General features: G+C 68.1%; 22 protein-coding genes. 5 read left to right on the top strand and 17 right to left on the bottom strand.

Going from position 1 to position 24,357, the window contains the following annotated elements; genetic code table 11:
- Positions 1-2: 2 nt before the first annotated feature.
- A complete protein-coding gene (hemH, locus tag BGO20_RS22410) occupies positions 3-1,067 on the bottom strand; it encodes a ferrochelatase (protein ID WP_291659731.1) in 1,065 nt (354 codons plus the stop codon).
- Positions 1,068-1,245: 178 nt separating this feature from the next.
- Here hemH and BGO20_RS22405 point away from each other — a divergent pair, with 178 nt between their 5' ends.
- Positions 1,246-2,769, top strand: a complete 1,524-nt coding sequence (locus BGO20_RS22405) for a bifunctional metallophosphatase/5'-nucleotidase (RefSeq protein WP_291659729.1) — start codon at positions 1,246-1,248, stop codon at positions 2,767-2,769.
- 10 nt (positions 2,770-2,779) lie between these two features.
- Complete coding sequence (gene ung / locus BGO20_RS22400; protein ID WP_291659727.1) at positions 2,780-3,478, top strand: uracil-DNA glycosylase; 699 nt, start codon at positions 2,780-2,782, stop codon at positions 3,476-3,478.
- 126 nt (positions 3,479-3,604) lie between these two features.
- On the opposite strand, the gene BGO20_RS22395 is transcribed toward ung, so the two are convergent.
- From BGO20_RS22395 to BGO20_RS22345, 11 genes are all read right to left on the bottom strand, one after another.
- Positions 3,605-4,837: a phenylacetate--CoA ligase family protein gene (locus BGO20_RS22395; RefSeq protein ID WP_291659726.1), complete on the bottom strand. Its 1,233-nt coding sequence runs from the start codon at positions 4,835-4,837 to the stop codon at positions 3,605-3,607.
- Between the two features lie 43 nt (positions 4,838-4,880).
- Complete coding sequence (locus BGO20_RS22390) at positions 4,881-5,726, bottom strand: ABC transporter ATP-binding protein (protein ID WP_291659725.1); 846 nt, start codon at positions 5,724-5,726, stop codon at positions 4,881-4,883.
- A gap of 69 nt (positions 5,727-5,795) precedes the next feature.
- Positions 5,796-7,127: an ABC transporter substrate-binding protein gene (locus BGO20_RS22385; protein ID WP_291659724.1), complete on the bottom strand. Its 1,332-nt coding sequence runs from the start codon at positions 7,125-7,127 to the stop codon at positions 5,796-5,798.
- A 104-nt stretch (positions 7,128-7,231) separates the two neighbouring features.
- Positions 7,232-8,311, bottom strand: coding sequence for a branched-chain amino acid ABC transporter permease (locus BGO20_RS22380; protein ID WP_291659723.1), 1,080 nt, complete (start codon positions 8,309-8,311; stop codon positions 7,232-7,234).
- Between the two features lie 12 nt (positions 8,312-8,323).
- Entirely contained in the window at positions 8,324-9,238 is a 915-nt protein-coding gene (locus tag BGO20_RS22375) for a branched-chain amino acid ABC transporter permease (RefSeq protein WP_291659955.1), read from the bottom strand.
- Positions 9,239-9,408: 170 nt separating this feature from the next.
- The gene (locus BGO20_RS22370; protein WP_291659722.1) at positions 9,409-10,224 is read right to left on the bottom strand and encodes an ABC transporter ATP-binding protein; all 816 of its coding nucleotides are present in this window, start codon (positions 10,222-10,224) and stop codon (positions 9,409-9,411) included.
- The gene (locus BGO20_RS22365; RefSeq protein ID WP_291659954.1) at positions 10,221-12,203 is read right to left on the bottom strand and encodes an AMP-dependent synthetase/ligase; all 1,983 of its coding nucleotides are present in this window, start codon (positions 12,201-12,203) and stop codon (positions 10,221-10,223) included. The genes BGO20_RS22370 and BGO20_RS22365 overlap by 4 nt, the downstream gene beginning before the upstream one ends.
- A gap of 318 nt (positions 12,204-12,521) precedes the next feature.
- On the bottom strand, positions 12,522-12,824 hold the full coding sequence (locus tag BGO20_RS22360) for a hypothetical protein (protein ID WP_291659721.1): 303 nt from the start codon (positions 12,822-12,824) through the stop codon (positions 12,522-12,524).
- Between the two features lie 85 nt (positions 12,825-12,909).
- Positions 12,910-13,113: a hypothetical protein gene (locus tag BGO20_RS22355; RefSeq protein WP_291659720.1), complete on the bottom strand. Its 204-nt coding sequence runs from the start codon at positions 13,111-13,113 to the stop codon at positions 12,910-12,912.
- A 96-nt stretch (positions 13,114-13,209) separates the two neighbouring features.
- On the bottom strand, positions 13,210-13,884 hold the full coding sequence (locus BGO20_RS22350; protein WP_291659719.1) for a Crp/Fnr family transcriptional regulator: 675 nt from the start codon (positions 13,882-13,884) through the stop codon (positions 13,210-13,212).
- A gap of 83 nt (positions 13,885-13,967) precedes the next feature.
- Positions 13,968-17,507: an indolepyruvate ferredoxin oxidoreductase family protein gene (locus tag BGO20_RS22345; protein WP_291659718.1), complete on the bottom strand. Its 3,540-nt coding sequence runs from the start codon at positions 17,505-17,507 to the stop codon at positions 13,968-13,970.
- Between the two features lie 290 nt (positions 17,508-17,797).
- Here BGO20_RS22345 and BGO20_RS22340 point away from each other — a divergent pair, with 290 nt between their 5' ends.
- Together BGO20_RS22340 and BGO20_RS22335 are read left to right on the top strand one after the other, a co-directional pair.
- Entirely contained in the window at positions 17,798-18,445 is a 648-nt protein-coding gene (locus BGO20_RS22340) for a DUF1007 family protein (RefSeq protein ID WP_291659716.1), read from the top strand.
- Entirely contained in the window at positions 18,436-19,458 is a 1,023-nt protein-coding gene (locus BGO20_RS22335) for a nickel/cobalt transporter (protein ID WP_291659714.1), read from the top strand. The genes BGO20_RS22340 and BGO20_RS22335 overlap by 10 nt, the downstream gene beginning before the upstream one ends.
- Positions 19,459-19,462: 4 nt before the next feature.
- Here the strand turns inward: BGO20_RS22335 and BGO20_RS22330 are convergent, their stop codons facing one another.
- The 5 genes from BGO20_RS22330 to BGO20_RS22310 are packed head-to-tail and all read right to left on the bottom strand — an operon-like array spanning position 19,463 to position 23,933.
- A complete protein-coding gene (locus BGO20_RS22330) occupies positions 19,463-19,849 on the bottom strand; it encodes a nitrile hydratase accessory protein (protein WP_291659712.1) in 387 nt (128 codons plus the stop codon).
- Complete coding sequence (gene nthB / locus BGO20_RS22325) at positions 19,836-20,495, bottom strand: nitrile hydratase subunit beta (RefSeq protein ID WP_291659710.1); 660 nt, start codon at positions 20,493-20,495, stop codon at positions 19,836-19,838. Before nthB ends, BGO20_RS22330 begins: the two co-directional genes overlap by 14 nt.
- Positions 20,492-21,130, bottom strand: coding sequence for a nitrile hydratase subunit alpha (gene nthA / locus BGO20_RS22320; RefSeq protein ID WP_291659709.1), 639 nt, complete (start codon positions 21,128-21,130; stop codon positions 20,492-20,494). Before nthA ends, nthB begins: the two co-directional genes overlap by 4 nt.
- Before the next feature lie 11 nt (positions 21,131-21,141).
- Positions 21,142-22,338: an amidase gene (locus BGO20_RS22315; RefSeq protein ID WP_291659707.1), complete on the bottom strand. Its 1,197-nt coding sequence runs from the start codon at positions 22,336-22,338 to the stop codon at positions 21,142-21,144.
- 5 nt (positions 22,339-22,343) lie between these two features.
- A complete protein-coding gene (locus BGO20_RS22310) occupies positions 22,344-23,933 on the bottom strand; it encodes a gamma-glutamyltransferase family protein (RefSeq protein ID WP_291659705.1) in 1,590 nt (529 codons plus the stop codon).
- 176 nt (positions 23,934-24,109) lie between these two features.
- Between BGO20_RS22310 and BGO20_RS22305 the strand changes: the two genes are divergently transcribed.
- Positions 24,110-24,349, top strand: coding sequence for a hypothetical protein (locus tag BGO20_RS22305; RefSeq protein WP_291659704.1), 240 nt, complete (start codon positions 24,110-24,112; stop codon positions 24,347-24,349).
- Positions 24,350-24,357 lie beyond the last annotated feature (8 nt).

Here is a 24,357-nt window from a genome sequence, read left to right as displayed (position 1 = left end):
CCTCAGAGCCAGCCCATCAGTTCGCGCTGGACGACCTCGGCGATGACGTCGATGCCTTCCGCCGAATCGTTCAGGCAAGGCAGATAGGCGAATTTCTCGCCGCCATTATGCAGGAAGATCTCGCGGTTCTCGCCGTCGAGCTCCTCGAGGGTCTCCAGGCAATCGGCCGAGAAGCCCGGCGCGACGATCGCCATCGACTTCCTGCCGGCCTGGGCCAGCGCCTTCACCGTCTCGTCGGTGTAAGGCTGGAGCCACTCGTCCGGGCCGAAGCGCGACTGGAAGGTCAGCGGGAAGCGCTCCTCGGAGAAGCCGAGCTCGGCGCGCAGCAGCCGCCAGGTCTTCACGCACTGGCAGTAATAGGGGTCGCCCTTGAGCAGGTAGTCCTTCGGCATACCGTGGAACGAGCAGAGGATGACCTCGGGCTCGAAGTCGAGCTTCGCCAGCGAGGCGCGCATCGAGCGGGCGAGCGCATCGATATAGGCGGGGTCGTCGTGATAAGGCGGCGAGACGCGCACCGTCGGCTGCCAGCGCATCTGCATCAGGGCGCGGAAGGCCTGGTCGCAGGCGGTGGCCGAGGTCGGCGCGGCATATTGCGGATAGAGCGGCACCAGCAGGATGCGGTCGCAGCCCTGGTCGAGCAGCGCTTTCAACCGGCTCTTCACATCGGGGAAGCCGTAGCGCATCGCCCAGTCGAAGACGACGCGCTCGCCGGCAAGCGGCTTCAGGCGCTCGGCCAACTGCTCGGTCTGCGAGCGGGTGATGGTCTTGAGCGGGCCTTCGTCGCGATCGTTGTTCCAGATCGAGGCGTAATCCTTGCCCTTCCGGCCCGGGCGTGTCGACAGGATGATCAGGTTGAGGATCGGCCACCATTTCCAGCGCGGTTCCTCGATGACGCGGCGGTCGGAGAGGAACTCCTTGAGATAGGCGCGCATCGGCCAGTAGCCGGTGCCCTCCGGGGTGCCGAGATTCATCAGCAGCACGCCGATGCGGCCATAGCGGGCCCTGGGGTGATCGGGGGGGCGCCGGGCGGCGGCGGAGGACGGTGATGTGGCGAGGTCGGCAGTCATGAGCGCGGGCTCTCCTTGCGCTCGTGATTTAGACGAGTTCGCGCTTTCGTCCAGCCTTGAAGCGGCCCGAAGGGTCCGGTGCGACATTGCCGACAACGCGTTCCGGTCGCGAAAGCCATCTGGTCAGCCGGGCGGCTCTCTTGCTAGGCTGGAAGCCTTCTCGACAGGGGCGCCCGCCATGACCAAGCTGACCCGCCGCAAAGCCCTCGGTGTCCTGGCCGCGCCCGCGACGCTGGCTGCGACCGCTCCGGTCGCACTGGCGCAGCAGCCCGCGCCGAGCTTCACGCTGCTGCTCGTCAACGACATCTACAAGATGAGCGGGGACAAGGGCCGCGGCGGCTTCGCCCGGGCGGCCGGCATCGCCAAGGCCGAGCGGGCGCGCGGCGTGCCGGTGCTGTTCTGCCACGCCGGCGACTGCTACTCGCCCTCGCTGATGTCGGGCTTCGACCAGGGCGCCCACATCGTCGCGATGCAGAACAAGATGGGGCTCGACGTCTTCGTCCCGGGCAACCACGAGTTCGACTTCGGCAAGGAGAACTATCTCAAGCTCGTCGCCGCGCAGAGCTACCCGACCTTCGCCGCCAATCTGCGCGATGCCGGCGGCGGGAAGCTGCCCGGCCACGAGGACAGCCGGATCTTCGAGCTCGGCGGCATCAAGGTCGGCGTCATCGGGACGGCCTATGATCCGACACCGCAGATCTCGCATCCAGGCGACCTGGTCTTCTCCTCGTCGATGGAAGCGCTCAGGCGCGAGGCCAAGGCGTTGAAGGGGCAGGGCGCCGACATCCTCGTCGCGGTCGTCCATGCCGACCGGGCGATGGACAACGAGATCGTACGCTCGCGCGTCGTCGACATCGTGCTGACCGGCCACGACCACGACCTCGCCATCGCCTATGACGGCAAGGTCGTGATGGTCGAGTCGAACGAGGAGGGCAACTACGTCACCGCGATCGACATCGCCGTCACAGTGAAGGGCGAGGGTGTGGCCCGGCAGGTGTCGTGGAGCCCGACCTTCCGGGTCAACGATTCCCGCTCGGCGACGCCGGACCCCGAGGTCGAAGCCATCGTCAAGGGCTATGAGGGCGAGCTTTCCAAGGAACTCGACATCGACGTCGCCAAGCTTGCCGCCCCGCTCGACTCGCGCACCGGCGTGATCCGGACCCAGGAATCGGCGATCGGCAACCTGATCGCCGATGCGATCCGGGCCTCCACCGGCGCGCAGCTCGCCATCACCAATGCCGGCGGCATCCGCGCCAACAAGCAATATGCGGCCGGCACGACCCTGACGCGGCGCGACGTGCTGAGCGAACTGCCCTTCGGCAACGCGACGGTGATGGTCGAGATCACCGGCAAGGACGTGAAGGACGCCCTGGAGAACGGCCTTTCCCCGGCCCCGCAGGGCTCGGGCAAGTTTCCGGTCGTGGCGGGGATGAAGTTCGAGGCCGACATCAAGCAGCCGGTGGGCTCGCGCGTCACCGCGCTCACCCTGTCCGACGGCACGCCGATCGATCCCGCGGCCCGATACACCGTGGCCTCGAACAACTTCATGCTCGAAGGCGGCGACGGCTACACCGCGCTGGGCCGCGGCAAGGTGTTGATCGGCCTCACCGACGGCAAGCTGATGGCCAATGAGGTGATGGTCTATCTGCGCAAGCTCGGCACCGTGGAATCGAAGGTCGAGGGCCGCGTGGTGCTGAAGTGAGCCCCGCCGCGTGACATGCGTCGCGGCCCTCGCCGCCTTCCAGGCTCTGCCGGCCGCCCGCGGCTGGAACGGGTTGCCGGCGTTCTCGGCCGGCGGCCCCGCCGCGCGCGCCTGTGCCGCGGCCGACGCCGAGCGTGCCGCCGGCCATGTCGTGGCGCCCGCGCCGGAACGTGTCTTCGCGGCGCTCGCGCTGACACCGCTCGATTCGGTCCGCCTGGTCGTTCTCGGCCAGGACCCCTATCCGACGCCGGGCCATGCCAACGGCCTTGCCTTCTCCTATGTCGGCCCGCCGCCGCTGCCGCGTTCGCTCGCGAACATCTATCGGGAGCGTGCCGAGGACCTTGGGCTGCCGGTGCCGCGGGATGGCGACCTCACGCATCTGGCCCGGCAGGGGGTGCTGCTGCTGAACACCGCGCTCACCGTGCGCGAGGGCGCGAGCAAGGCGGGCTCCCATCTCCAGCTGGGCTGGGGCGAGGTCACGGACGAGATCATCGCCACCGTCTCGCGGGCGCGCCCGCATGTCGTGTTCCTGCTCTGGGGCGCGCCGGCGCAGAAGAAGCGGCCGCTGATCGACGAGAGCCGCCATCTCGTTATCGCCAGCGCACATCCTTCGCCGCTGTCGGCAAGGCGGGGCTTCTTCGGCTCGAAGCCGTTCAGCCGCGCCAATGCCTGGCTGCAGGAGCAGGGTGAGACCACGATCGACTGGTGAGGCGCGGGGAGAGCCCTTCTGTCGCAGGCACAGGGGCAGGGGCGAGGACCCGCGAAGCGGCCATCTCACCGCCGGCGTGCCCGGCGCGCGGCAGGACCGGTCAGCGCCTCTCCCGTGACCGCTGGCTCACCCGACGGGTCGCTCGTCGGCGATGACCTTGCCGTCGTTCGGCAGCGCGCCGAGCGGCAGCACCTCGACCTTGCCCTTGAGCTTGGTGACCTGCTGCAGGGTCCATGAGACCGCGTCGACGAAGCCGACCGGCTCGGCATAGATCTCGGCCCTCAGCGTCATCGTGTCGGTCTCGTCGGCGCGGCCGACCACGAGGCGGAGCTTGGCGATCTCGGCATGGCGCCTGGCGATCTCGGCGACCTGTTCCGGCCGGACGAACATGCCCTTGATCTTCGCCGTCTGATCGGCGCGCCCCAGCCAGCCCCTGATCCGGGTGTTCGTGCGCCCGCAGGGGCTCGCCCCGGGCAGCACGGCGGTCAGATCGCCCACCGCGAGGCGGATCTGGGGATGGTGCGGGTCGAGATTCGTGACGACGACCTCGCCGACCTCGCCCTCCGGCACGGGATCGCCCGTGCCGGGCCGGACGATCTCGACGATCAGGTCCTCGTTCAGCACCATGCCGTCGCGGGCGGAGGTCTCGTAGGCGATGACGCCGATATCGGCCGTCGCATAGAGCTGGCAGGCGTCGATGCCGCGTTCCCTGACCCAGGCCTGAAGCGAGGGCGGAAAGGCCGCGCCGGAGACGACGGCACGACGGATGCAGGAGATGTCGACGCCGCGGGCATCGGCAGCCTCGATCAGGATCTTGAGGAAATCGGGCGTGCCCGCATAGGCGCTCGGCCGATAGGCCGCGATCACCTCCATCTGCTGCTCGGTATTGCCCGGGCCGGCCGGGATCACCGCGCAGCCGAGCGCGCGGGCGGCGGAATCCATGATGAAGCCGCCCGGCGTCAGATGATAGCTCAGGGTGTTGAGCACGATGTCGCCGGGGCGGAAGCCCGCGGCGCGCAGGCCGCGCGCCGCTCCCCAGGCGTCGACGGCCGTGCCCTCGGGCTCGAAGATCGGACCGGGCGAGGTGAAGAGCCGGCCGAAGGAGCCCGGCGCCGCCGGAACCAGGCCGCCGAAGGGCAGAGCCTCCCTCTGCAGGGCCGGAAGATCGGCCTTGCGCAGGATCGGCAGGCTGGCCAGCGCCGCGCGATCGGTGATCGCGGCCGGGTCGACGCCCGCGAGACGCGCGGCGTAGGCCGGCGCCCGCATCGCGGCGGCCAGGAGCTTCGGCAGGCGGGCGAAGAGATCGGCTTCGCGCTCGGCTGGCGAGCGGGTTTCGAGCGCGTCGTGATGCTCTGTCATGGCGATGTCTCGTCTGTCGGGTGCCGTGCCGGTGCGGATGCCGTCACGACAGCCAGCGCTTGCGGCGCTTGTAGCTCTTGACCTCGCGGAAGGACTTCTTGTCCCCCTCCGCGACGCCGAGATAGAACTCCTTGACGTCCTCGTTCTCGCGCAGCATCTGCGCCTCGCCGTCCATGACGACGCGACCGGTCTCCATGATGTAGCCGTAGGTGGCGTAGCGCAGCGCCATGTTGGTGTTCTGCTCGGCCACCAGGAAGGAGACGCCCTCCTTGTCGTTGAGGCGGTTCACGATCTCGAAGATCTCCTCGACGATCTGCGGCGCCAGGCCCATCGACGGCTCGTCGAGCAGGATCATCTTGGGCTTCGACATCATCGCCCGGCCGATGGCGCACATCTGCTGCTCGCCGCCGGAGGTGTAGCCGGCCTGCGAGGTCCGCCGCTGCTTCAGGCGCGGGAACAGCGTGTAGATTTTCTCGAGGTCGCGCTTGATGGCGGCATTTCCGTCGCGGCGGGTGAAGGCGCCGGTCAGCAGGTTCTCCTCGATCGAGAGATGGCCGAAGCAGTGCCGGCCCTCCATGACCTGGATGCAGCCGCGCCGCACCAGCTCGTTGGGCGAAAGCTTGTCGACGCGCTCGCCGTCGAAGACGATCGAGCCCTTGGTGACCTCGCCGCGCTCGGCCTTGAGCAGGTTGGAGATCGCCTTCAGCGTCGTGGTCTTGCCGGCGCCGTTGGCGCCGAGGATCGCGACGATGCCCTTGCGCGGCACGGTGAGCGAGACACCCTTCAGCACCAGCACGACATGGTCGTAGATCACCTCGATGTTGTTGAGGGACAGGATGGTGTCGCTCGCGGCGGCTGCGGCTGGCTTCTCGAGGGTGGCGGTCGACATCGGCCTCTCCCGGATAATCGGTATCGATGGGGTGCCGGCGGCGGGGAACCGCCGCCGGCTGCCGTCAGATCAGGACGACTTCTCGCAGGGCTCGGTGCGCTTCGGCCAGTTGCCGGCCTTCTCGACATAGTCCTTGGCGTTGGCATCGACGAGCGGCTTGACCTCGTCCTCCAGCGGCGCGGTCCAGTCCGAGTTCTTGACCCACTTCTTGCCGTCCCATTCCTGGATGAACATCTTGCTGTGGCCGGAATGGTCGGTGCAGGTGATGGTCGTCGGCGTGACGAAGCCGCCGAAGCCGATCTCCTTGAGCTTCGCCTCGGTGAGGTTGAGCGATTCCAGGCCGCGGCGCATGTCCTCGGCGGTGATCACCTTCTTGCCGGTGATCTTCTGGGCGTTGCGGATGCCCTCGACGACCAGCATGGAGTTGTAGACGCCGCGGTTGTAGAGCGCCTCGCCGACCTTGTCCTTCGGCGTCGTGCTCTTGCCCTTGTCGACCACGTATTTGACGATGTCCTGCAGGGCGGGGGCCTGCGTGCCGCTCTGCGTCCAGCTCAGGGACTTGTAACCCTTCGCCTGGTCGCCGCCGGCGCGGGCATCGTCATCGCCGCCCGCCCACCAGACGCCGACCATCTTGCCGATCGGGAAGTTGTTGCGGATGGCTTCCTTGACCGCGGTCGGGTTCATCGCGCCCCAGCCCTGGTTGTAGATGAAGTCCGGCCGGTCGCGGCGGATGCCGAGCCAGAGCGAGCTCTGGTTCTGCATGTCGGCGGCCGGAACCGGATAGAGCTTCAGCTCGAAGCCATATTTCTTGGCCAGGCTCTCGAGCACCGGGATCGGCTCCTTGCCGAAGGGCGCGTCGAGATGGATCAGGCCGAGCTTCTTGCCCTTGAGCTTGTCGAAGCCGCCGAGCTGGTCGGCCATGTACTTCACCATGACGGAGGCGCCGTCCCAATAGGTGAAGGGCGGGATGAAGACCCAGGGGAAGTTGTTGCCGTCGGCCGAGGCCGAGAGGCCGTAGGCCATCGACAGGATCGGGATCTTGTCGACATGGGCGCGCGGGATCGCGGCCAGAGTCGCGCCGGTCGACCAGGGCGAGTAGAGGATCGTGTTCTTCGACTTGGCCTGCTCGTAGCACTCGATCGACTTCTTGGTGTCGTAGCCGGTCTCGCACTCCTCGTAGATGATCTTGACGCCGTTCACGCCGCCGTCGCGCTCGTTGATCATCGTGATGTAGTCGCGCATGCCGTCGCCGATCGGGATGCCGGAGCCGGAGAACGGGCCGGTGCGATAGGCGTTGTTGGCGAAATAGACGCTGTCCTGCGCCATGGCCGGGGCGGCGATGGCGGTGGCCGCCAGCAAGGCCCCGAGCGTGGCACCCTTCATCAGCTTCCTGCTTGTCATCGGTTCTCTCCGTTCGTTTCCTCCGGTCCCGGTTCCAGCCGGTCCCGTCTTGCTTCCCGCCGGCACTTCTGCGGCGCCGGTCGCTTCCTGGACCCGTCCCCGCCTCAGTACGGGAAGGGCCATGTCCGCAATTTCTGCTTGCCGATCTGCCAGAGCCGGGCGAGGCCGTGCGGCTCGACGATCAGGAAGAGGATGATCAGGCCGCCGACGAGCATGTAGGTGACGTGCTCGGCGGTGGCGCCCGCCAGCGGGACGCCGATCGCCGGGAGGCCGAACTTCAGCGCCGTCGGCAGGATCGAGAGGAAGGCCGCGCCGAAGAAGGAGCCGATCAGCGAGCCGAGGCCGCCGATGATGACCATGAACAGGATGTTGAAGGAGAGGCGGATCGAGAACACGTCCGCCGCCTCGCCGCCGCCGTACCAGAGAAAGATCATCATCGCACCGGCGACGCCGGCGAAATAGGAGGAGACGGCGAAGGCCATGAGCTTGGCGTTGAGCAGCTTGATGCCCATCAGCTCGGCGGCGATGTCCATGTCGCGCACCGCCATCCAGGAGCGGCCGAGCTTGCCGTGGACGATGTTGGAGGCGAACCAGGTCAGCACCACGACGAGGCCGAGGCAGACGAAGTAGCGCGTCTCCGGCGTCGCGGTCGCGCCGGTCAGCGGGATGTCGAACAGGGTGCGCTCGGGCACTTCGATCGAGCCCGAGGCGTTGTAGTTGAACAGCCAGGGAATGCGCACGAAGGCCCATTGCAGGAAGAACTGCGCGGCGAGCGTCGCCACCGCCAGGTAGAAGCCCTTGATGCGCAGCGAGGGCAGGCCGAAAAGCACGCCGATGCCGGCCGAGAACAGCCCCGAAAGCAGGATCAGGACGATGATGTTCACATCGGGGAAGAGCGTCGTCAGCTTGTAGCAGCTATAGGCGCCGACCCCCATGAAGGCGGCGGTGCCGAGCGAGATCAGCCCGGTATAGCCGGTGAGGATGTTGAGCCCGATCGCCGCCAGCGAGAAGACCAGGAAGGGGATCATCACCGAGGCGATGAAGAAGTCACTGCCGAGGAAGGGGATGGCGATGAAGGCGATCGCCAGGATCAGGGCGATGCCGAGCCTGTCCTCCCGCAGCGGGAAGATCGCCATGTCGGCGGCGTAGCTCGACTTGTACTGGCCGGCCTCGCGGTAGAGCATGATCCCGGCTCCTCAGATGCGTTCGATGATCTTGTCGCCGAACAGGCCCTGCGGCCGGAACAGCAGGAAGCCCAGGGCGATGAAATAGGCAAGCCAGCTCTCGATGCCGCCGCCGACCAGCGGGCCCCAGTAGAATTCGCCGAGCTTCTCGCCGATGCCGATGATGAGCCCGCCGACGATGGCGCCGGGGATCGAGGTGAAGCCGCCGAGGATCAGCACGGGCAGGGCCTTCAGCGCGACGATCTCGAGCGCGAAGGAGACGTCGGAGCGGGCGCCCCACATGATGCCGGTGATCAGCGCGACGATGCCCGCGGTGAACCAGACGATGACCCAGATCTGGTTGAGCGAGATGCCGACCGAAAGCGCCGCCTTGTGGCTGTCGGCGACGGCCCTGAGCGCCCGGCCGATGCGGGTGTACTGGAAGAAGAGGCCGAGCGCGACGATCATCAGCGAGGCGATCACGGCGGCGGCGATGTCGATCTTCTGCAGGGAGACGAGGCCGCCGAGGATCTGCAGGTCGACGGCTCCGCGCGGCAGGTAGAGCTGGTCGGTGATCATCTGCTTGGGGTTGCCGCCGAACAGCGCCTCACCGAAGCCGATCAGGAAATAGGTGATGCCGAAGGTCGCCATGAACAGGATGATGTCCGGCTGGTTGACCAGCGGGCGCAGCACGACGCGCTCGATCGTCAGGGCCAGCACGAACATCACGCCGAGCGTCAGGGCGACGGCCACGAAGGCCGGTACCCCCTTCTCGTAGAGCCCCACCAGCGTCAGCGCGGCGAACACCACCATGATGCCCTGGGCGAAGTTGAACACGCCGGAGGCCTTGAAGATCAGCACGAAGCCGAGCGCGATCAGCGCATAGAGCACGCCGGAGACGAGCCCTTCCCAGATCGTCTGCACGAGCAGGTCGGGCGCCTGTCTCATCTGCTGGAAGGGGTCGATGAAGATGGCGTAGAGCGTGTTCGAGGAATCGAGCCGGATGCCGATGGCCAGTGCCGCGACGATCGCGGCGACGACGAGGGCGAACCTGGCCAGCGGGCTCGCAAGCAGGCCGGGCGCGGGGCGGGTGGCGATGTCGCTCATGGCCGTGCTCCTTAATGCGCCACGCCGAGATAGGCGTCGATGACCTTCTGGTCGCGCTTGACCTCGTCAGGCGTGCCGTCGGCGATCTTGCGGCCGTATTCGAGCACCACGACCCGGTCGGACAGGTCCATCACCACGCCCATGTCGTGCTCGATCAGGGCGATCGTCGTGCCGAACTGGTTGTTCACGTCGAGGATGAAGCGGCACATGTCCTCCTTCTCCTCCAGGTTCATTCCGGCCATCGGCTCGTCGAGCAGCAGCAGTTCCGGCTCCATGGCGAGCGCGCGGCCGAGCTCGACGCGCTTCTGCAGGCCGTAAGGCAGCTTGCCGACCGGCAGTTTGCGGATGTGCTCGATCTGCAGGAAGTCGATGATATCCTCGACGACACGGCGATGCGCGATCTCCTCCTGCATCGCCGGCCCGTGACGCAACGCCTGCCAAAAGAAGTTCTTCTTCATCTTCAGGGTGCGGCCGGTCATGATGTTGTCGAGCGTCGACATGCCCTTGAACAGCGCGACGTTCTGGAAGGTCCGGGCGATGCCCCCGGCGGCGGCGCGATGCGGGCGCATCCTGGCGCGGCGCTCACCCTTGAAGACGACGCGGCCTTCCTGCGGCTGGTAGAAGCCGTTGATGCAGTTGAGCATCGAGGTCTTGCCGGCGCCGTTGGGGCCGATGATGGCGCGGATCTCGCCCTTGCGGATGTCGAAGGAGACGTCGGTGATCGCCTTCACGCCGCCGAAGCGCAGCGAGATGTTCTCGACCGAGAGCAGGACATCGCCCTTCTCGCGGATCGGCGTGCCGGTCACGTTGATCGGTTCCGCGTTCATGCCGCCTTCGCCGGGGACGGCGCCTCCTGCGCAACGGGGTAGGTCCTGGCGTCGCGGATCTTGACGCGGGCGGAGATCACGCCCTTGCGCCCGTCCTCGAAGACCACCTCCGTCGAGATGTCGGCCTCCTGCGAGCCGTCATAGAGCGCCGTCACCAGCGGGGCGTAGCGCTCGGCGATGAAGCCGCGGCGGACCTTCTGGGTGCGGGTCAATTCGCCGTCGTCGGCGTCGAGCTCCTTGTGCAGGATGAGGAAGCGCCTGATCTGCGCGCCGCCCATCATCGCCTCGGAGGCGAGCGAGCGGTTCACCTCGTCGACATGTTTCGCGACCATGTCGTAGACGAGGTCGTGGCCGGCGAGCTCCTGGTAGGAGGCGTAGACGACGTTGTTGCGCTCGGCCCAGTTGCCCACCGCCGTCAGGTCGATATTGAGCGCGACGGTGACGAAATCGCGGCCTTGGCCGAAGGCGACGGCCTCCTTGATGTTCGGATAGAATTTCAGCTTGTTCTCGATGTATTTCGGCGGGAACAGCTCGCCGCTGGCGAGCTTGCCCACGTCCTTGGCCCGGTCGATGATCTTGAGGTGGCCGCCGTCGTCGAAGAAGCCGGCATCGCCGGAGCGGACATAGCCGTCGGCCGTCATCGTCTCGGCGGTCTTGTCCGGATCCTTGTAGTAGCCGCCGAAGATCGAGGGCGAGCGGTAGAGCACCTCGCCATTGTCGTCGATGCGGATCTCGACCAGCGGCGCCGGCTTGCCGACCGTGTCCGCCTTGATCTCGCCGTTCGGCTGCATGGTGATGTAGACCCCGGCCTCGGTCTGGCCGTAGAGCTGCTTCAGGTTGATGCCGATCGAGCGGTAGAAGCGGAAGAGCTCGGGGCCGATGGCCTCGCCCGCGGTGTAGCCGACCTTGATATTGGTCAGGCCGAAGCGGTTGCGTAAGGGGCCGTAGACCAGCAGGTCGCCGAGCGCATAGAGCAGCCGGCCCTTCAGGGGCACGCTCTCGCCGTTGAGGATCTGCTCGCCATAGCGCTTCGCGACGCCGAGGAAATAGTGGAACATCCGGCGCTTCAGGGCGCCGGCATCCTCCATGCGCACCATGGTGATGGTCAGCATCGTCTCGAAGACGCGCGGCGGCGCGAAGGCATAGGTGGTGCCGACCTCGCGCCGGTCGTCGATCACGGTATCGGGGCTCTCGGGGCAGTTGACGCAGAAGCCCGCCAGCATCGCCTGCGCATAGGAGAAGACGTGATCGCCGACCCAGGCGATCGGCAGATAGGCGATGACCTCGTCGCTCTCGTTGAGCCCGTCGAAGCCGCAGCCGATCTCGGCCGCGACCAGGATGTTGTAATGGCTGAGCATCACGCCCTTCGGCCGCCCCGTCGTGCCGGAGGTGTAGAGGATGATGCCGAGATCGGAGCCCTGCCCGGCTTCCATCTCGCGCTGGAGCGCGGCCGCGGTCTGCGGGTCCTCCAGCGCCTTGGCGCCGGCCTGGATCACCGTCTCGATGGCGTGGAGCTTGCTGTGATCGTAGTCGCGCAAGCCCCGGGGCTCGTCATAGAGCATGTGCCGGAGATGCGGCAGGCGCTCAGTGATCGAAAGCAGCTTGTCGACCTGCTCCTGGTCCTGCACGACGGCGAAGACGGCCTCCGCATGGTCGAGGACATAGGCCATCTCCTCGGCGACGCTGTCGGCATAGACCGGGACGGGAACGGCGCCGAGCCACTGGGCGGCGCACATCGACCAGTAGAGCTTCGGCCGGTTGTAGCCGACGATCGCGACCTTCTCGCCGCGCCGCAGCCCGAGATCCTGCAATCCCTTGGCGAAATTGCGGACATGCTCCGCGACTTCGGCCCAGTTCCAGGACTGCCAGATGCCGAGGTCCTTGTGACGATAGGCGACGCGCGAGGCGCGCTCGCGGGCGTTGCGCAACAGCAATTTCGGAAAGGTGTCCGCCTCACCGGCGGTGCCGATCGCCACGATTGCGTTCTCCCTGTCGAGTCGCCGTCCATTGCGGCGACTTCGGTGCGGGCCGTTGCCGGCCTCGTTCTCATGCAAGCCTTGCAGGCGGCTCGCATCTTCGCAAGGAGGCGCTTGACAGACAATTCGCCTTTCGATCACTATTGTCCCGCCGAAGTTCGTCCGTCGATGAATCGGATCGATCAGACCTTCGGAATTCCCTTGTTTTACCGGCTTTCGGGGGGCTCGATCGCCAAGGCGCTCCCGCGCGCACGGCGTCGTTCGGCAGAAAAAAGCCCGCAGCCGGGAAGCTGCGGGCGGCGGTCGATCGTTGCGGAGCGATCAGTAGCGGTGATGGCGGCGATAGCCATGCGCGGGCGCCCAGGGCGGCGGGCCGCCATGGCGGCGGCCGTAGCCGTGGCGGCGGTCATAGCCGCGGCCGTGGCGGTAGTGGTCCCGCCGCTGCTGGCGCTCCATGTTGCGCTGGATCTCCCACATCCGGTGCTCGCGCGTGTGGCGGGCATATTCCACCGGCAGGCGGTCGAGCGTCTGCGCCTCGGGAATGATCCGTGGCGCCGCGGCGTTCGCGGGGGCAGCTGCAAGGGTGGCCAGGGCGAGGCCTGCGGCGATCAGAAGCTTGCGCATCCGATGTCTCCTTCGTCTGTCTCGATCGGGATGAGTTGACCAGCCCCGGCGCGAACCGGGGCTGAACGTTCCGTTCAACCGGGGTTCAGCGATCGCGGGTCGCCGCTCGCTGCCGCGCCAGGCGCAGTCGATCCTCTTCCTGCTCGCAGGCGATCCTGACGGGCCGGGCGAGGCCCATCAGGCCCTGCCACTCGCCGCAGGCCCGCGCGAGGACCTCGGACTGGGCCGCGGCGTATTCGGCGGCCTGCTCACTGATGCGTTTTGCAAATCCCTCGAAAAACCAGAACATCTCTGTCGATCCCTGCCGCGCCGGAGGGCGCCTTCGGGAGAGGGAACGCGCGAAACGCGGTTTGGTGCCGCAGCGTCGAGAGGGAGCGGACGAATGCTAGCCTTCGAAGCGGGCCAGCCGCTCCAGATCGAGAATGGTGACGCTGCCGTGGCCGAGCTCGATCAGGCCGTGCGAAGCGAGCTTCGCCAGACCCTGATTGGCCATCTGGCGCGAGATGCCGGCGAGCATGCCGAGCTCTTCCTGCGATACGGTCAGGGTGCGGTCGAGGTCGGGATAGAGGATGGGGTTGAACAGCCAGGCCAGGTTGCGGGCCAGCCGCCCGGTCGAATCCAGCGTGCGCTCGGTCTCCGCGAGCGAGATGAACTGGGCCAGGCGCTCGTTGAACTGATGGACGAGGAAGCGGTTGAAGGCGGCGGAATGCTCGAACAGCCAGAGGAAGGTCGAGCGCCGCATCAGAGCCAGGCGGGTTTCCCGCAGCGCCACCAGCTCATAGCGCCGCGGCTCCGACTTGATCACCGTGCCCTCGCCGAACCAGGCGCCGGCGCGCAAGCCCGCGAGCGTCGCGCTCTTGCCGGATTTCGAGGTGGTCGCCATCTTGACCAGCCCTTCGGCCACCCCGGTCCAGGACTCCAGCCGGTCGCCGACATGGCAGATCGAGGCGTTCTTGCCATAGCTCTTGAACGAGATGCCGCGCCGCGCCTCCTCGAATTCGGCCTCCGACAGGTCGCGGGACCAGGAGGCGATGGCGCGCAATTCTTCAGGGGCGATCACAAGCAGTCCTTGAAGCCGGGTGTCCGCTCAGTATGGGGGGCGACGGCAACCAGACTCAAGTTGGACCAAAGAGGCGGCGCATCCTACTCGGCAGCCTGCGGCAAAGCAGCGGCAGAGCCGCCATCGCGCAACCGCGCCAGCAGCATCGCCTCCTCGGCCTTGGCCGCCTCGAGATGCCGCTCCTTGACATGGCCGAAGCCGCGGATCTTTTCGGGTATCGCGGCGAGCGCCACGCAGAGCGCGTGGTTCTCCGGCTTCAGCCGGGTCAGCAATTCATTCAGCAGGTCTTCGTAGTCGGCGATGAGCCGGCGTTCGGTGCGGCGCTCCCGGGTGTGGCCGAAGGGGTCGAAGGCGGTGCCGCGCAGCCCCTTGAGCTTCGCCAGCAGCGTGAAGGCCGTCATCATCCACGGCCCGAAGCTCAGCTTGCGCGGCACGCCGGTGACGGGGTCGCGCCGGGCCAGCAGCGGCGGGGCGAGGTGAAACTCGAAGCGCAACGGCTTCCCGCTTTTGCTCTCGGCCTCGAAGGTCGCGGCGAGCTGGCGGCGAAAGGCGCCGTCGCTGTAGAGGCGCGCGACCTCGTACTCGTCCTTGTAGGCCATCAGCTTGAAGAGATTGCGTGCGACCGACTCGCTCAGCGCCGACTGGCCCGGCATGATGCCGGATTCCTTCGTCTGCACCCGGGCGACGAGGTGGCGATAGCGCGCGGCGTAGGCAGCGTTCTGGTAGGCGGTGAGATAGGCGACGCGGCGGGAGATGATCTCGTCGAGGCTCTGCGAGAGATGGCGCGCCGCCGTCGGGGCCTTGGCTTGCGCCAGCAGGGCGTCGAGCGCGGCCGGATCGTGGGCGGCGCGGCGGCCCAGCTCGAAGGCCTCGAGGTTCATCGCCACGGCCTCGCCGTTGAGCGTGATCGCCCGGCGCAGCGATTCCCGCGACAAGGGCACGGCGCCGAGCTGCCAGGCATGGCCGAGCATCAGCATGTTGGCGGCGATGGCATTGCCGAGGAAGGCGACGGCCGCGGCGGTTGCGTCGAGGAAGCGGGTGCGGTCGCGGCCGGCGGCCGAGAGGATCGCGCGCTTGAGCCGCTCGGTCGGGAGCGAGAAATCGGCGTTGCGGGTGAAGTCGCCCGGCAGGCTTTCGGCGGTATTGACGAGGACCGTGCCGCCGCCGGGGCGGATCGCGCCGAGCACCTTCTTCGAGCCGGTGACCGTCAGATCGCAACCCAGCACGAGGTCGGCCTGCCCGGCCGCGACGCGGATGGCATGGATGTCCTCGGGCTTTGGCGCGAGCTTGACATGGCTGAACACGGCGCCGCCCTTTTGGGCGAGGCCGGCCATGTCGATCATGCCGCAGCCCTTGCCTTCGAGATGTGCGGCCATGCCGAGGATCGCGCCGATGGTGACGACGCCGGTGCCGCCGACGCCGGTGACGATCACGGCGAAGCTGCGGTCGAGGGTCGGGAGGGCGGGCTCGGGTATCTCGCCTGCGCCCAGAGCGTCGGCATCGAGCCGCATCGGCTCCGCCTTCTTCGGCTGGGCGCCGTGCACCGTCACGAAGGACGGGCAGAAACCCTTCACGCAGGAAAAGTCCTTGTTGCAGTTCGACTGGTCGATCTGGCGCTTGCGGCCGAATTCGGTCTCGAGCGGCTGCACCGAGACGCAGTTCGACTGCACGCCGCAATCGCCGCAGCCCTCGCAGACCAGCTCGTTGACGATGACGCGCTTGTCCGGGTCCGGGTAGGCGCCGCGCTTGCGGCGCCGGCGCTTCTCGGTGGCGCAGGTCTGGTCGTAGAGCAGGAGCGAGACGCCGGAGGTCGCCGCGAGCTCGCGCTGGACGGCGTCGAGCTCGTCGCGATGATGCAGCGTGGCCCCGCCCGGCCATTGCGTGCCGGGCGGATATTTGTCGGGCTCGTCGGTGACGATGGCGATGCGCTTGACACCCTCGGCGGCGGCCTGCCGCGCCATCTGGTCGGGCGAGAGGTGGCCTTCCGCCTGCTGGCCGCCGGTCATGGCGACGGCGTCGTTGTAGAGCAGCTTGTAGGTGATGTTCACGCCGCTCGCGACGGCCCAGCGGATCGCGAGCGAGCCGGAATGGGTATAGGTGCCGTCGCCCAGGTTCTGGAAGACGTGGCCGCGCGTCGAGAACGGCGCCTCGCCGACCCAGTTGGCGCCCTCGCCGCCCATCTGGGTGAAGCCGGCGGTGTCGCGGTCCATCCACTGCACCATGTAATGGCAGCCGATGCCGGCATAGGCACGCGAGCCCTCGGGCACGACGGTCGAGGTGTTGTGGGGGCAGCCCGAGCAGAAATAGGGCGTGCGGCGGGCGATCTCCTGCGCTTCCGCGAGACGGCCCTGTGCCGCGGCGATCTCCTCCAGCCGGGCGCGTAAAACGGGATCGTCGCGGTATTGCAGCAGGCGCGAGCCGAGCGCGATCGCGATGTCGTTGGGGTCGAGCGCGCCATGGACAGGGAAGAGCCAGTCGCCTTTCTCGTCCTTCTTGCCGATCACCATCGGCTGGTGGGCGGCGCCATAGAGCTCCTCGCGGACCTGGACCTCGATCAGCGAGCGCTTCTCCTCGACCACCATGATCAGGTCGAGTCCATCGGCGAAGGCCTTCAGCTCCGCCGGATCGATCGGCCAGGGGCAGGCGAGCTTGAACAGGCGGATGCCCAGGTCATTGGCGCGGACCTCGTCGATGCCGAGATCCTCCAGCGCCTGTCGGACATCGAGATAGGATTTGCCGACGGTGGCGATGCCGATCCGCGGCTCCCGGCCGCCATGGGTGACGATGCGGTTCAGCCTGTTGGCGCGTAGATAGGCCAGCATCGCATCGCGCTTGTAGAGGTGCAGGCGGCGCTCCTGCTCGACGAAATCGAGCTCGCGGCGGATGGCGAGGCCGCCCGGCGGCGGGACATAGTCGCCCGGCGTCACGATCGTCACGCGGTCGAGCGAGCCGTCGATCGAGGCCGTCGATTCGATGTTGTCCTTGACGCATTTGATTCCGACCCAGACCGAGGCGAAGCGCGAGAGCGCGATGCCGTGCAGGCCGTAATCGATGATCTCCTGCACGCCGGCCGGGTTGAGGATCGGCATCATCCGGTCGACGAGGACGAATTCGGTCTGGTGGGCGTTGGTCGAGGATTCCGCGGTGTGGTCGTCGCCCATCAGGCAGATCACACCGCCATGAGGCGAGGTCCCGGCCATGTTGCCGTGGCGGAAAACATCGCCCGAGCGGTCGACACCCGGCCCCTTGCCGTACCAGAGCGCGAAGACGCCGTCATATTTGCCCTCGCCCTGCAATTCGGCCTGCTGGGTGCCCCAGACGGCGGTGGCGGCGAGGTCCTCGTTCAGGCCGGGCTGGAAGACGATATTGGCGGCCATCAGCGCCTTGCCGGCCCGCATCAATTGCTGGTCGAGCCCGCCCAGCGGCGAGCCGCGATAGCCCGAGACGAAGCCGGCGGTGTTCAGGCCGGCCGCCCGGTCGCGCTCGCGCTGCATCAAGAGCATGCGCGCGACCGCCTGGGTGCCGGTGAGGAAGACCTCGCGGGTCCCGAGGTCGTACTTGTCGTCGAGCGTGACGGAGCGGAGCGCTCCCGCGTCGCTGGAATCGCCTGCTGCTTCGGCCATGGCCGGCCTCCCGATCGTCGTTCCCGCGGGCCGGTTGATCCGGCCTCTCGACCTGTCTCGATGCAAGATATGTCAGCAAGGCTGACATATCGGCCGGACATGGTCAATCACATTGGCATTGTTCCAGTTTTTGCGCGCGGGTCCAGACTTGCCGACGCAGCCGGGCATGCGCGAAATGGCGGCGCCGCGATTTGGCCCCGATTCGCGGCGATGGCTGCGGCCTTCCGTTGCGCAGCCGTTGCGTGACGGCGCTATCGCTCGCGGCCTCTGACCTGTGGAGGATACCGTTCTTGTCGGGACGTGCCTTTCTGTCGGCCCTGGCCGGCGCCGCTCTCCTGCTGCTGTGGACGGTTCCGGCCGGAGCCCATCCGCATGTCTGGGTGAAGGCCAAGGCGGAGATCCTGTTCGCGCCGGACGGGTCGCTCAAGGCGATCCGCCATCACTGGAGCTTCGACGAGGCCTACTCCGCCTATATCACGCAGGGGCTCGACAAGAACGGGGACGGCAAGCTCACGCCCGACGAGATGGCCGACCTCGCCAAGGTGAACATGGAATCGCTGCCCGAGGTCGAGTTCTTCACCATCGCCAAGATCAACGGCCGCAAGCAGGAATTCGGCACGCCGAGCGATGCCGGCCTGGTCTTTGCCGACAAGGTCCTGACGCTGACCTACACATTGCCGCTCAAGCACCCGCCGCCGAAGGTCCGCTCGTTCGGCATCGAGATCGGCGATCCGACCTATTTCGTCTCCTTCGAGATCGTCGATGCGCCCGATGCGGTGGTCACGCGCGATGCGCCGGCCGGCTGCATCGTCCGGGTCAACCGCCCGCCCAAGCTGGATGACGGGGTGGCGCAGAAGCTGGCGATGGAGGACATCACCGCCACGCCGGATATGAGCGGCTACGAGGTGACGACGCGGGCGCTGGTGGCATGTCCCTGATCCCGGCCGATCACGCGACGCAAGGATGGCCCGGCTGGCTGCGGCGGGCGCTGCTCTGCGCGCTGGCGCTGGCGCTCGTCGCAGGCTGCCTTGCGCTGCTGGCGTTCGCGATCGCCAGCTGGAGCGCGCCGGTGCGGCCCCCGGCGCGCAATCCCTTCGGAACCGCCTTGCCGCGCGAGGCGCTGCCGTCGACCACCGGCATCGGCGCCGTGCTGATCGCCTGGCAGTCGAGCTTCTATCGCGAATTGACAGCCACCCTGAAAGCGATCGCGCAGGCGCCTGCCGCGATCTGGGGGCTGCTCGGCCTTTCCTTCGGCTACGGCGTCTTCCATGCGGCCGGCCCCGGTCACGGCAAGGCGGTCATCTCCGGCTATATCGTCGCCGACAACCGCAGCCTGAGGCGCGGGCTTTCGCTCAGCTTCGCCGCGGCGATGCTGCAGGCGCTCGTCGCCATCGCCATCGTCTCGGTGGCGACGCTGATCTTCCGCACCACGGCGGCCCAGATGAACGTGGCGACCAGCGCGATCGAGCAGGGCAGCTTCCTGCTGGTCGCGCTCGTCGGCCTGCTGGTGCTGTGGCGCAAGGCCGGCAGCTTCCTGGCGCTCGGGCAGGGCGCCGCCGCGCATGAGGCGGCCTGCGACCATGTGCATCTGCCGGATGCGCAGGAGATCGCGCGGCTCAGGGACTGGCGCGATATGGCCGGCGTCGTGCTTGCCGCAGGCTTGAGGCCCTGCGCCGGGGCGCTGATCATCCTCGTCTTCGCCGCATCGCAGGGCCTCTACTGGGCCGGCATCGCCGCGGCCTTCGCCATGGCATTGGGCACCGCGATCACGACGGGCGCGCTGGCCGCGCTCGCCGTCTTCTTCAAGTTCGCGGCGCTCAAATTCGCCAGCGGCGGCAGCCTCCGGGCGGTGCGGCTGCTCGCCGGGCTGGAGCTGCTGGCCGCGGCCTTCATCGTGACCCTCGGCGTAGCGCTCTCGCTCGGCCTCTGGATCGGCGGGATGGGGAGCTAGAGGCTCAGCTGCGCAGCGGGTCGTTCTCCAGCCGGATCGGCTTGCCATGCGGCGTCGCCTCGGCCGCGCGCGCCCAGGAGGCGGCGAGCGCGTCGACGCCCTCATGGGACGTGAGTCCCTTCGCGATCAGCAGGTGCTCCAGCGCCTCGCACCAGCGCTCGTAATAGTCCGAGCCGTCCTTGCAGCCGCCGGCCGCCAGCGCCTCGCGGATCTCGGCGCCGAGCGCCTGCGCCCATTCATCGGCGGTGAAGACGCCCTTGTTCTGGAGTTCGACGACCAATGCGAAGGCCTGCGCCTGCCAGGGCTCGGCGAAGATCGGGCCCTCGGCATCACGTGGAATCGGGGTGTCGGCGGCGAGCGCTGCCGCCAGATCGGTCTCAGGCCGGCTCAAGATAGCTCTCCCAGGCCTCGATGCTGACGGTGGAATCCGGATCGCCGTCGCGGCCCCAGAGCTCGCGGCCGGTGAAGACGACGGTGTAGAGCCACTGCGCCGTCTCGGGCTGGCCCTGTGCGCCCGCATCCGGGAAGACATGGCAGCCGGTGACGCGCTCGATCACGCCGGCCTTGCCGCGGGCATAGCGCGGCAGGCGGGTATGGTGCTGCGGGTGCATTACGATGGTGCGGACGGTGTCGCCGACGGCGAAGCGCGCCGGAGCCTCGGCCTTGCGCTCATAGGGGAAGCCGCGGCGGAGCACGTCCGCGACCTCCTCGCCCTTGAGCACGCGCCTCGGCTCACGGCGCTCGGGCACGGGCTTGCCCGTGGCCAGCTCTTCCGATGTGAGGAAGCCGTGCCGGACCAGCACCTTGTCGAGGGCCGCGAGCCAGATCTCGTAATAGCTCGACGAGAGGTATTGTGCCGGCGGCAGGCTCTCGCGGGCGTGGCGGATCTCGTCGATGGTCCAGGCGCCCATGGCGCCGGCCGCGACGTTGATGGCGAGGACGCGTTTCTCCCAGTCGCCATGGAAGACCGGTTCGTCCGGCTCGGGAACGACCGGGCCGAACCCCATCTGGCCGCCGAGGTCATGGGCGCTGTTCATGCGGCGTCCTCCACGGCCTTGTCGATTTGCGGCAAACCGGTGCCGATCATCGAATCGCGCGTGACGATGCCGGCGAGTTTTTCCTCGCTCCAGCCCTCGGTGCCGGCAGGGCGCATCGGGATGACGATGAAGCGGGTCTCGGCCGTCGAATCCCAGACGCGGATGCGCTGGCTCTCCGGCAAGGTCACGCCGAAATCGGCGATGGTGCCGCGCGGGTCGATCACCGCCTTGGCGCGATAGGGCGGGGATTTGTACCAGACAGGCGGCAGGCCCAGCACCGGCCACGGATAGCAGGAGCACAGCGTGCAGACGATCAGGTTGTGCTGCTCGGGCGTGTTGAAGCAGGCGACGATATGCTCGCCGCCGCGCCCGCCATAGCCGAGCTCGGCCACCGCCGCCGTGCCGTCCGCCCTGAGGCGCTCGGCGAAGGCCGGATCGGTCCACGCCTTTGCGACGATGCGGGCGCCGTCGCGGGGGCCGATCCTGGTCTCGTAGGTGTCGATGATGGCGTCGAGCGCGGCGGGGTCGACATAGCCCTTCTCGACCAGCAGCGTCTCGAGCGCCTTCACCCGGGCCTCGATGGCCGTGTAGTGGTTGTCGTGATGGTGGTCGTGGTCGTGATGATGTCCGCTCATCCCCGCCTCCTTCAGGCGATCCTGATCCGCGTGGCGCGCTCATAGGCGATCGCGAAGGCGATCAGCGACTTGTCCGAACCCTTCGGGCCGATCAGCGAAAGACCGAGCGGCGCGCCCTCGCGCTGGGCGACCGGAATGGTCACCTGCGGGAAGCCGGAGAGCCCGGAGAGGCAGAGCAGCCGCAGCGCCCGGTTGCGGAAATCCTCCAGTTCGGATTCGTCGGCGCTGACCAGGGGCGCGATATCGGGCACGGTCGGCAGGATCAGAACGCCGTCCTGCCCGAGCAGCCGGGCAAGCCTGGTCCGGAACGTCTTCCGGGTCGCCTCGCCCTTGGCGTACTCGCCATCCGTCACCGCCTTGGAGAAGGCGAAGCGCTCCTTAACGCCCGGCCCGAGCGGCGGGGCGAAGCGCTCGATCATGGCGCCGTCCGAGGCCCAGGCCTCACGACCCTGGATCCAGCGGAAGGCCCAGTACAGCGCATCGATATCGCGGACGACCTTGACATTCTCCGGCTGGCCCACGCTCGGCATGGCGCGCTGCACGACATTGCGCAGGATCGTCTCGGATTCAGGCACGGCCTGCCCGAACATGTCGTCGGCGAGGAGAAGGCGCGGTGCCTCCGGCAGGGTCGCGCGGTCCTTGCCGAGCAGGACCGCGCCGACGCGGGCGAAGACGTCGCCGTCGCGGGCGAACCAGCCCGGCGTGTCCAGGCTCTCGGCCAGCGGCCAGGTCCGCTTCAGCGAGAGCCGGCCATGGGTCGGGCGGATGCCGAACAGCCCGCCATAGCTCGCCGGGGCCCGGACCGAGCCGCCGGTGTCGGAACCAACGGCGATATCGGCGAGGCGGCCGGCCACGGCCGCCATCGAGCCGCAGGAGGAGCCGCCGGTGATGCGGTCGGGCGCGGCCGGGTTGATCGGCGAACCGAAATGCGCGTTCTTGCCGTTGAGCGAGAAAGCGAGCTCGTCGGTATGGGTCTTGCCGACGAAGCGCGCCCCGGCCTCGAGCAGGTCCTTCACGATCGGCGCCGTCTTGGTCTTGATGCCGGATTGCGCCAGCACGATCGGCGAGCCGGCGCCGGTCGGATAGCCCTTGACGTCGAACAGGTCCTTCACCGCCAGCGTCAGCCCCGCGAGCGGGCCGGTCGGGCTGTGCTTCACCGGGGCATCGGGATAGGGCACGAAGCAGCGGAACGGGTCGTCATAGGTCATGCGTCTCAGATCCCCCTGGAGTCGCCGTCGGAACGCGGGTCGTGCACGGCCTCGACGCGGCCGCCGGGATGCTTCACCAGCATGCCGGCATGGCCGAAGCCTTCGGAATAGGCCTCGCCGGTTTCCTCGACCGGGTGCCCGGCGGCGGCAAGCCGCTCCAGCAGCGCCGGGTCGAAGCGATCCTCGAACTTCAGCGCCGTCGAGGCCGAGCCCCAGGTCCGGCCGAAGAGCCAGCGCGGGGCGTCGACCGCGGCGGCGAGGCTCTGGCCGAGCCGGTAGCGCGCCAGGATCTGCGCCTGGAACTGCGGCTGGCCGTCGCCGCCCATCGAGCCATAGGGGAGGATGCGCCCGTCGTCGAAGCGGGCGAAGGCCGGGTTCAGCGTGTGGAAGGGCTTGCGGCCCGGCATCAGCGGATTAGCCGCAGCCGGATCGAGCGAGAAGGAGGTGCCGCGGTTCTGCCAGTGGATGCCGGTCGCCGGCAGCACGCAGCCGGAGCCGTATTCCCAGTAGATCGACTGGATGTAGGAGACGGCGAGGCCCTTGCGGTCGATCGCGCCCATCCAGACCGTGTCGCCATGACTTTCCTTGACCGGCCAGGATGCAGCGCGCCGGCCGTCGATCATGGCCGCCTCGCGCGCCAGCATGGCCTCGCCCAGCCAGGACGCCGGATCGCCGGTCGCATGGGCGGGGTCGGTGACGTGGCGGTCGCGGATGGCGAGCGCGCGCTTCGTCGCCTCGATCAGCCCGTGATGATGCGCGAAGGAGTCGCGCTCGACACGGCCCAGCCGCTCGAACAGGCCGAGAATGACGAGCGCCGCGAGCCCCTGCGTCGGCGGCGGCATGTTCCAGACCGTGAGGCCGGGGAGGGCGAGCGAGAGCGGCGTCACGCTGCGGGCGTGGAAGCGTTCGAGATCGGCACGGATGACCGGCGCGCCGATCCGCTCCAGATCGGCGGCGATCTCGCGGCCGACATCGCCGCGATAGAAATCGTCGAGCCCGGCATCGGCAAGCTGCTGCAGGGTATCCGCGAGCGCCGCCATCCGGCGCTGCGTGCCCGGTTTCGGCGCCGCTTCTTCCGGCCAGAAGGCGTCGAGGAAGCCCGGGGCCGCTTTGAGCGCCTGCAGCTCGTTGGGCCTGTTGCGGCATTCCGACGGCGAAACCGTGTAGCCTTCCCGTGCGTGCCGGGCGGCGTCGCCGAGCAAGTCGCGCAGCGGCAGGCGCCCGCCGAGCGCTGCCGCCAGCTCGAGCGCAAGGCGCCAGCCGCCAACCGCGCCCGCAACCGTCAGCGCGGCTTCGGGGCCGCGCGCCGGGATGGCGTCGTAGTCCTTGGAACGGTAGCGCTCGATTGTCGCATGCGAACCGGCCGGTCCGCAGGCCTCGATGCCGTGCATCCGGCCGCCGGGCTCGTGAACCAGCCAGAAGCCGTCGCCGCCGATGCCGTTCATATGCGGGTAGACCACGGCGATCGTCGCCGCCATCGCCACCATCGCCTCGATGGCGTTGCCACCTTCGGCCAGGATGGCGCGCCCGGCTTCGGAAGCGAGACTGTGAGGCGCGGCCACCGCGGCGGCGCCGAAGACCGGTGTATCGAGCATCAGGACTTTTCGATCTCCCCGCCTGTCCCCATCTCGTCGAAACGCGTCGATCGGGGCGCGATTTTGTTGCATGGAGCGGCAGGCTCCGCTAGGTGCGTTGCGCGCATGGCCGTGCGAGAGATGCGGGCACGCGCCGAATGCGCCTGCGCAGGGCAGGCGCTCGGAGGAAGGACAGCATGGCCGGACGGCACACCAACTGGCGCAGCCTGACCATCGTGGTTTCGCTCGGCATCCTGATCGCCGTCGAGCTGTTCGGCGTCGCCCTCGCCGCTGGCTGGGCGCTCGCCGGCATGTTCGACCTCGGCGCGATGTTCGAATACGCGATGATGGCGATCTTCTCGCTGTTCGCCGCCTATGGCCTGGTCAACCTGATGCGCCGGGTGCTCAAGATCGAGCACCTGACCACGGTCGACTGAGCCGCCTC

Source organism: Allobosea sp. 67-29 (assembly GCF_001898115.1).
In the GTDB taxonomy this organism is placed as follows: domain Bacteria; phylum Pseudomonadota; class Alphaproteobacteria; order Rhizobiales; family Beijerinckiaceae; genus Allobosea.
Note: the sequence above shows the minus strand (reverse complement) of the source record. Positions and strands in the feature narration are given on the sequence as shown.

Coding starts and splice junctions, on each gene's coding strand:
- hemH (WP_291659731.1), bottom strand. CDS start 1,067: ATGACTGCCGACCTCGCCACATCACCGTCCTCCGCCGCCGCCCGGCGC.
- BGO20_RS22405 (WP_291659729.1), top strand. CDS start 1,246: ATGACCAAGCTGACCCGCCGCAAAGCCCTCGGTGTCCTGGCCGCGCCC.
- BGO20_RS22395 (WP_291659726.1), bottom strand. CDS start 4,837: ATGACAGAGCATCACGACGCGCTCGAAACCCGCTCGCCAGCCGAGCGC.
- BGO20_RS22390 (WP_291659725.1), bottom strand. CDS start 5,726: ATGTCGACCGCCACCCTCGAGAAGCCAGCCGCAGCCGCCGCGAGCGAC.
- BGO20_RS22385 (WP_291659724.1), bottom strand. CDS start 7,127: ATGACAAGCAGGAAGCTGATGAAGGGTGCCACGCTCGGGGCCTTGCTG.
- BGO20_RS22380 (WP_291659723.1), bottom strand. CDS start 8,311: ATGCTCTACCGCGAGGCCGGCCAGTACAAGTCGAGCTACGCCGCCGAC.
- BGO20_RS22375 (WP_291659955.1), bottom strand. CDS start 9,238: ATGAGACAGGCGCCCGACCTGCTCGTGCAGACGATCTGGGAAGGGCTC.
- BGO20_RS22370 (WP_291659722.1), bottom strand. CDS start 10,224: ATGAACGCGGAACCGATCAACGTGACCGGCACGCCGATCCGCGAGAAG.
- BGO20_RS22360 (WP_291659721.1), bottom strand. CDS start 12,824: ATGCGCAAGCTTCTGATCGCCGCAGGCCTCGCCCTGGCCACCCTTGCA.
- BGO20_RS22355 (WP_291659720.1), bottom strand. CDS start 13,113: ATGTTCTGGTTTTTCGAGGGATTTGCAAAACGCATCAGTGAGCAGGCC.
- BGO20_RS22345 (WP_291659718.1), bottom strand. CDS start 17,507: ATGGCCGAAGCAGCAGGCGATTCCAGCGACGCGGGAGCGCTCCGCTCC.
- BGO20_RS22335 (WP_291659714.1), top strand. CDS start 18,436: ATGTCCCTGATCCCGGCCGATCACGCGACGCAAGGATGGCCCGGCTGG.
- nthB (WP_291659710.1), bottom strand. CDS start 20,495: ATGAACAGCGCCCATGACCTCGGCGGCCAGATGGGGTTCGGCCCGGTC.
- nthA (WP_291659709.1), bottom strand. CDS start 21,130: ATGAGCGGACATCATCACGACCACGACCACCATCACGACAACCACTAC.
- BGO20_RS22315 (WP_291659707.1), bottom strand. CDS start 22,338: ATGACCTATGACGACCCGTTCCGCTGCTTCGTGCCCTATCCCGATGCC.
- BGO20_RS22310 (WP_291659705.1), bottom strand. CDS start 23,933: ATGCTCGATACACCGGTCTTCGGCGCCGCCGCGGTGGCCGCGCCTCAC.
- BGO20_RS22305 (WP_291659704.1), top strand. CDS start 24,110: ATGGCCGGACGGCACACCAACTGGCGCAGCCTGACCATCGTGGTTTCG.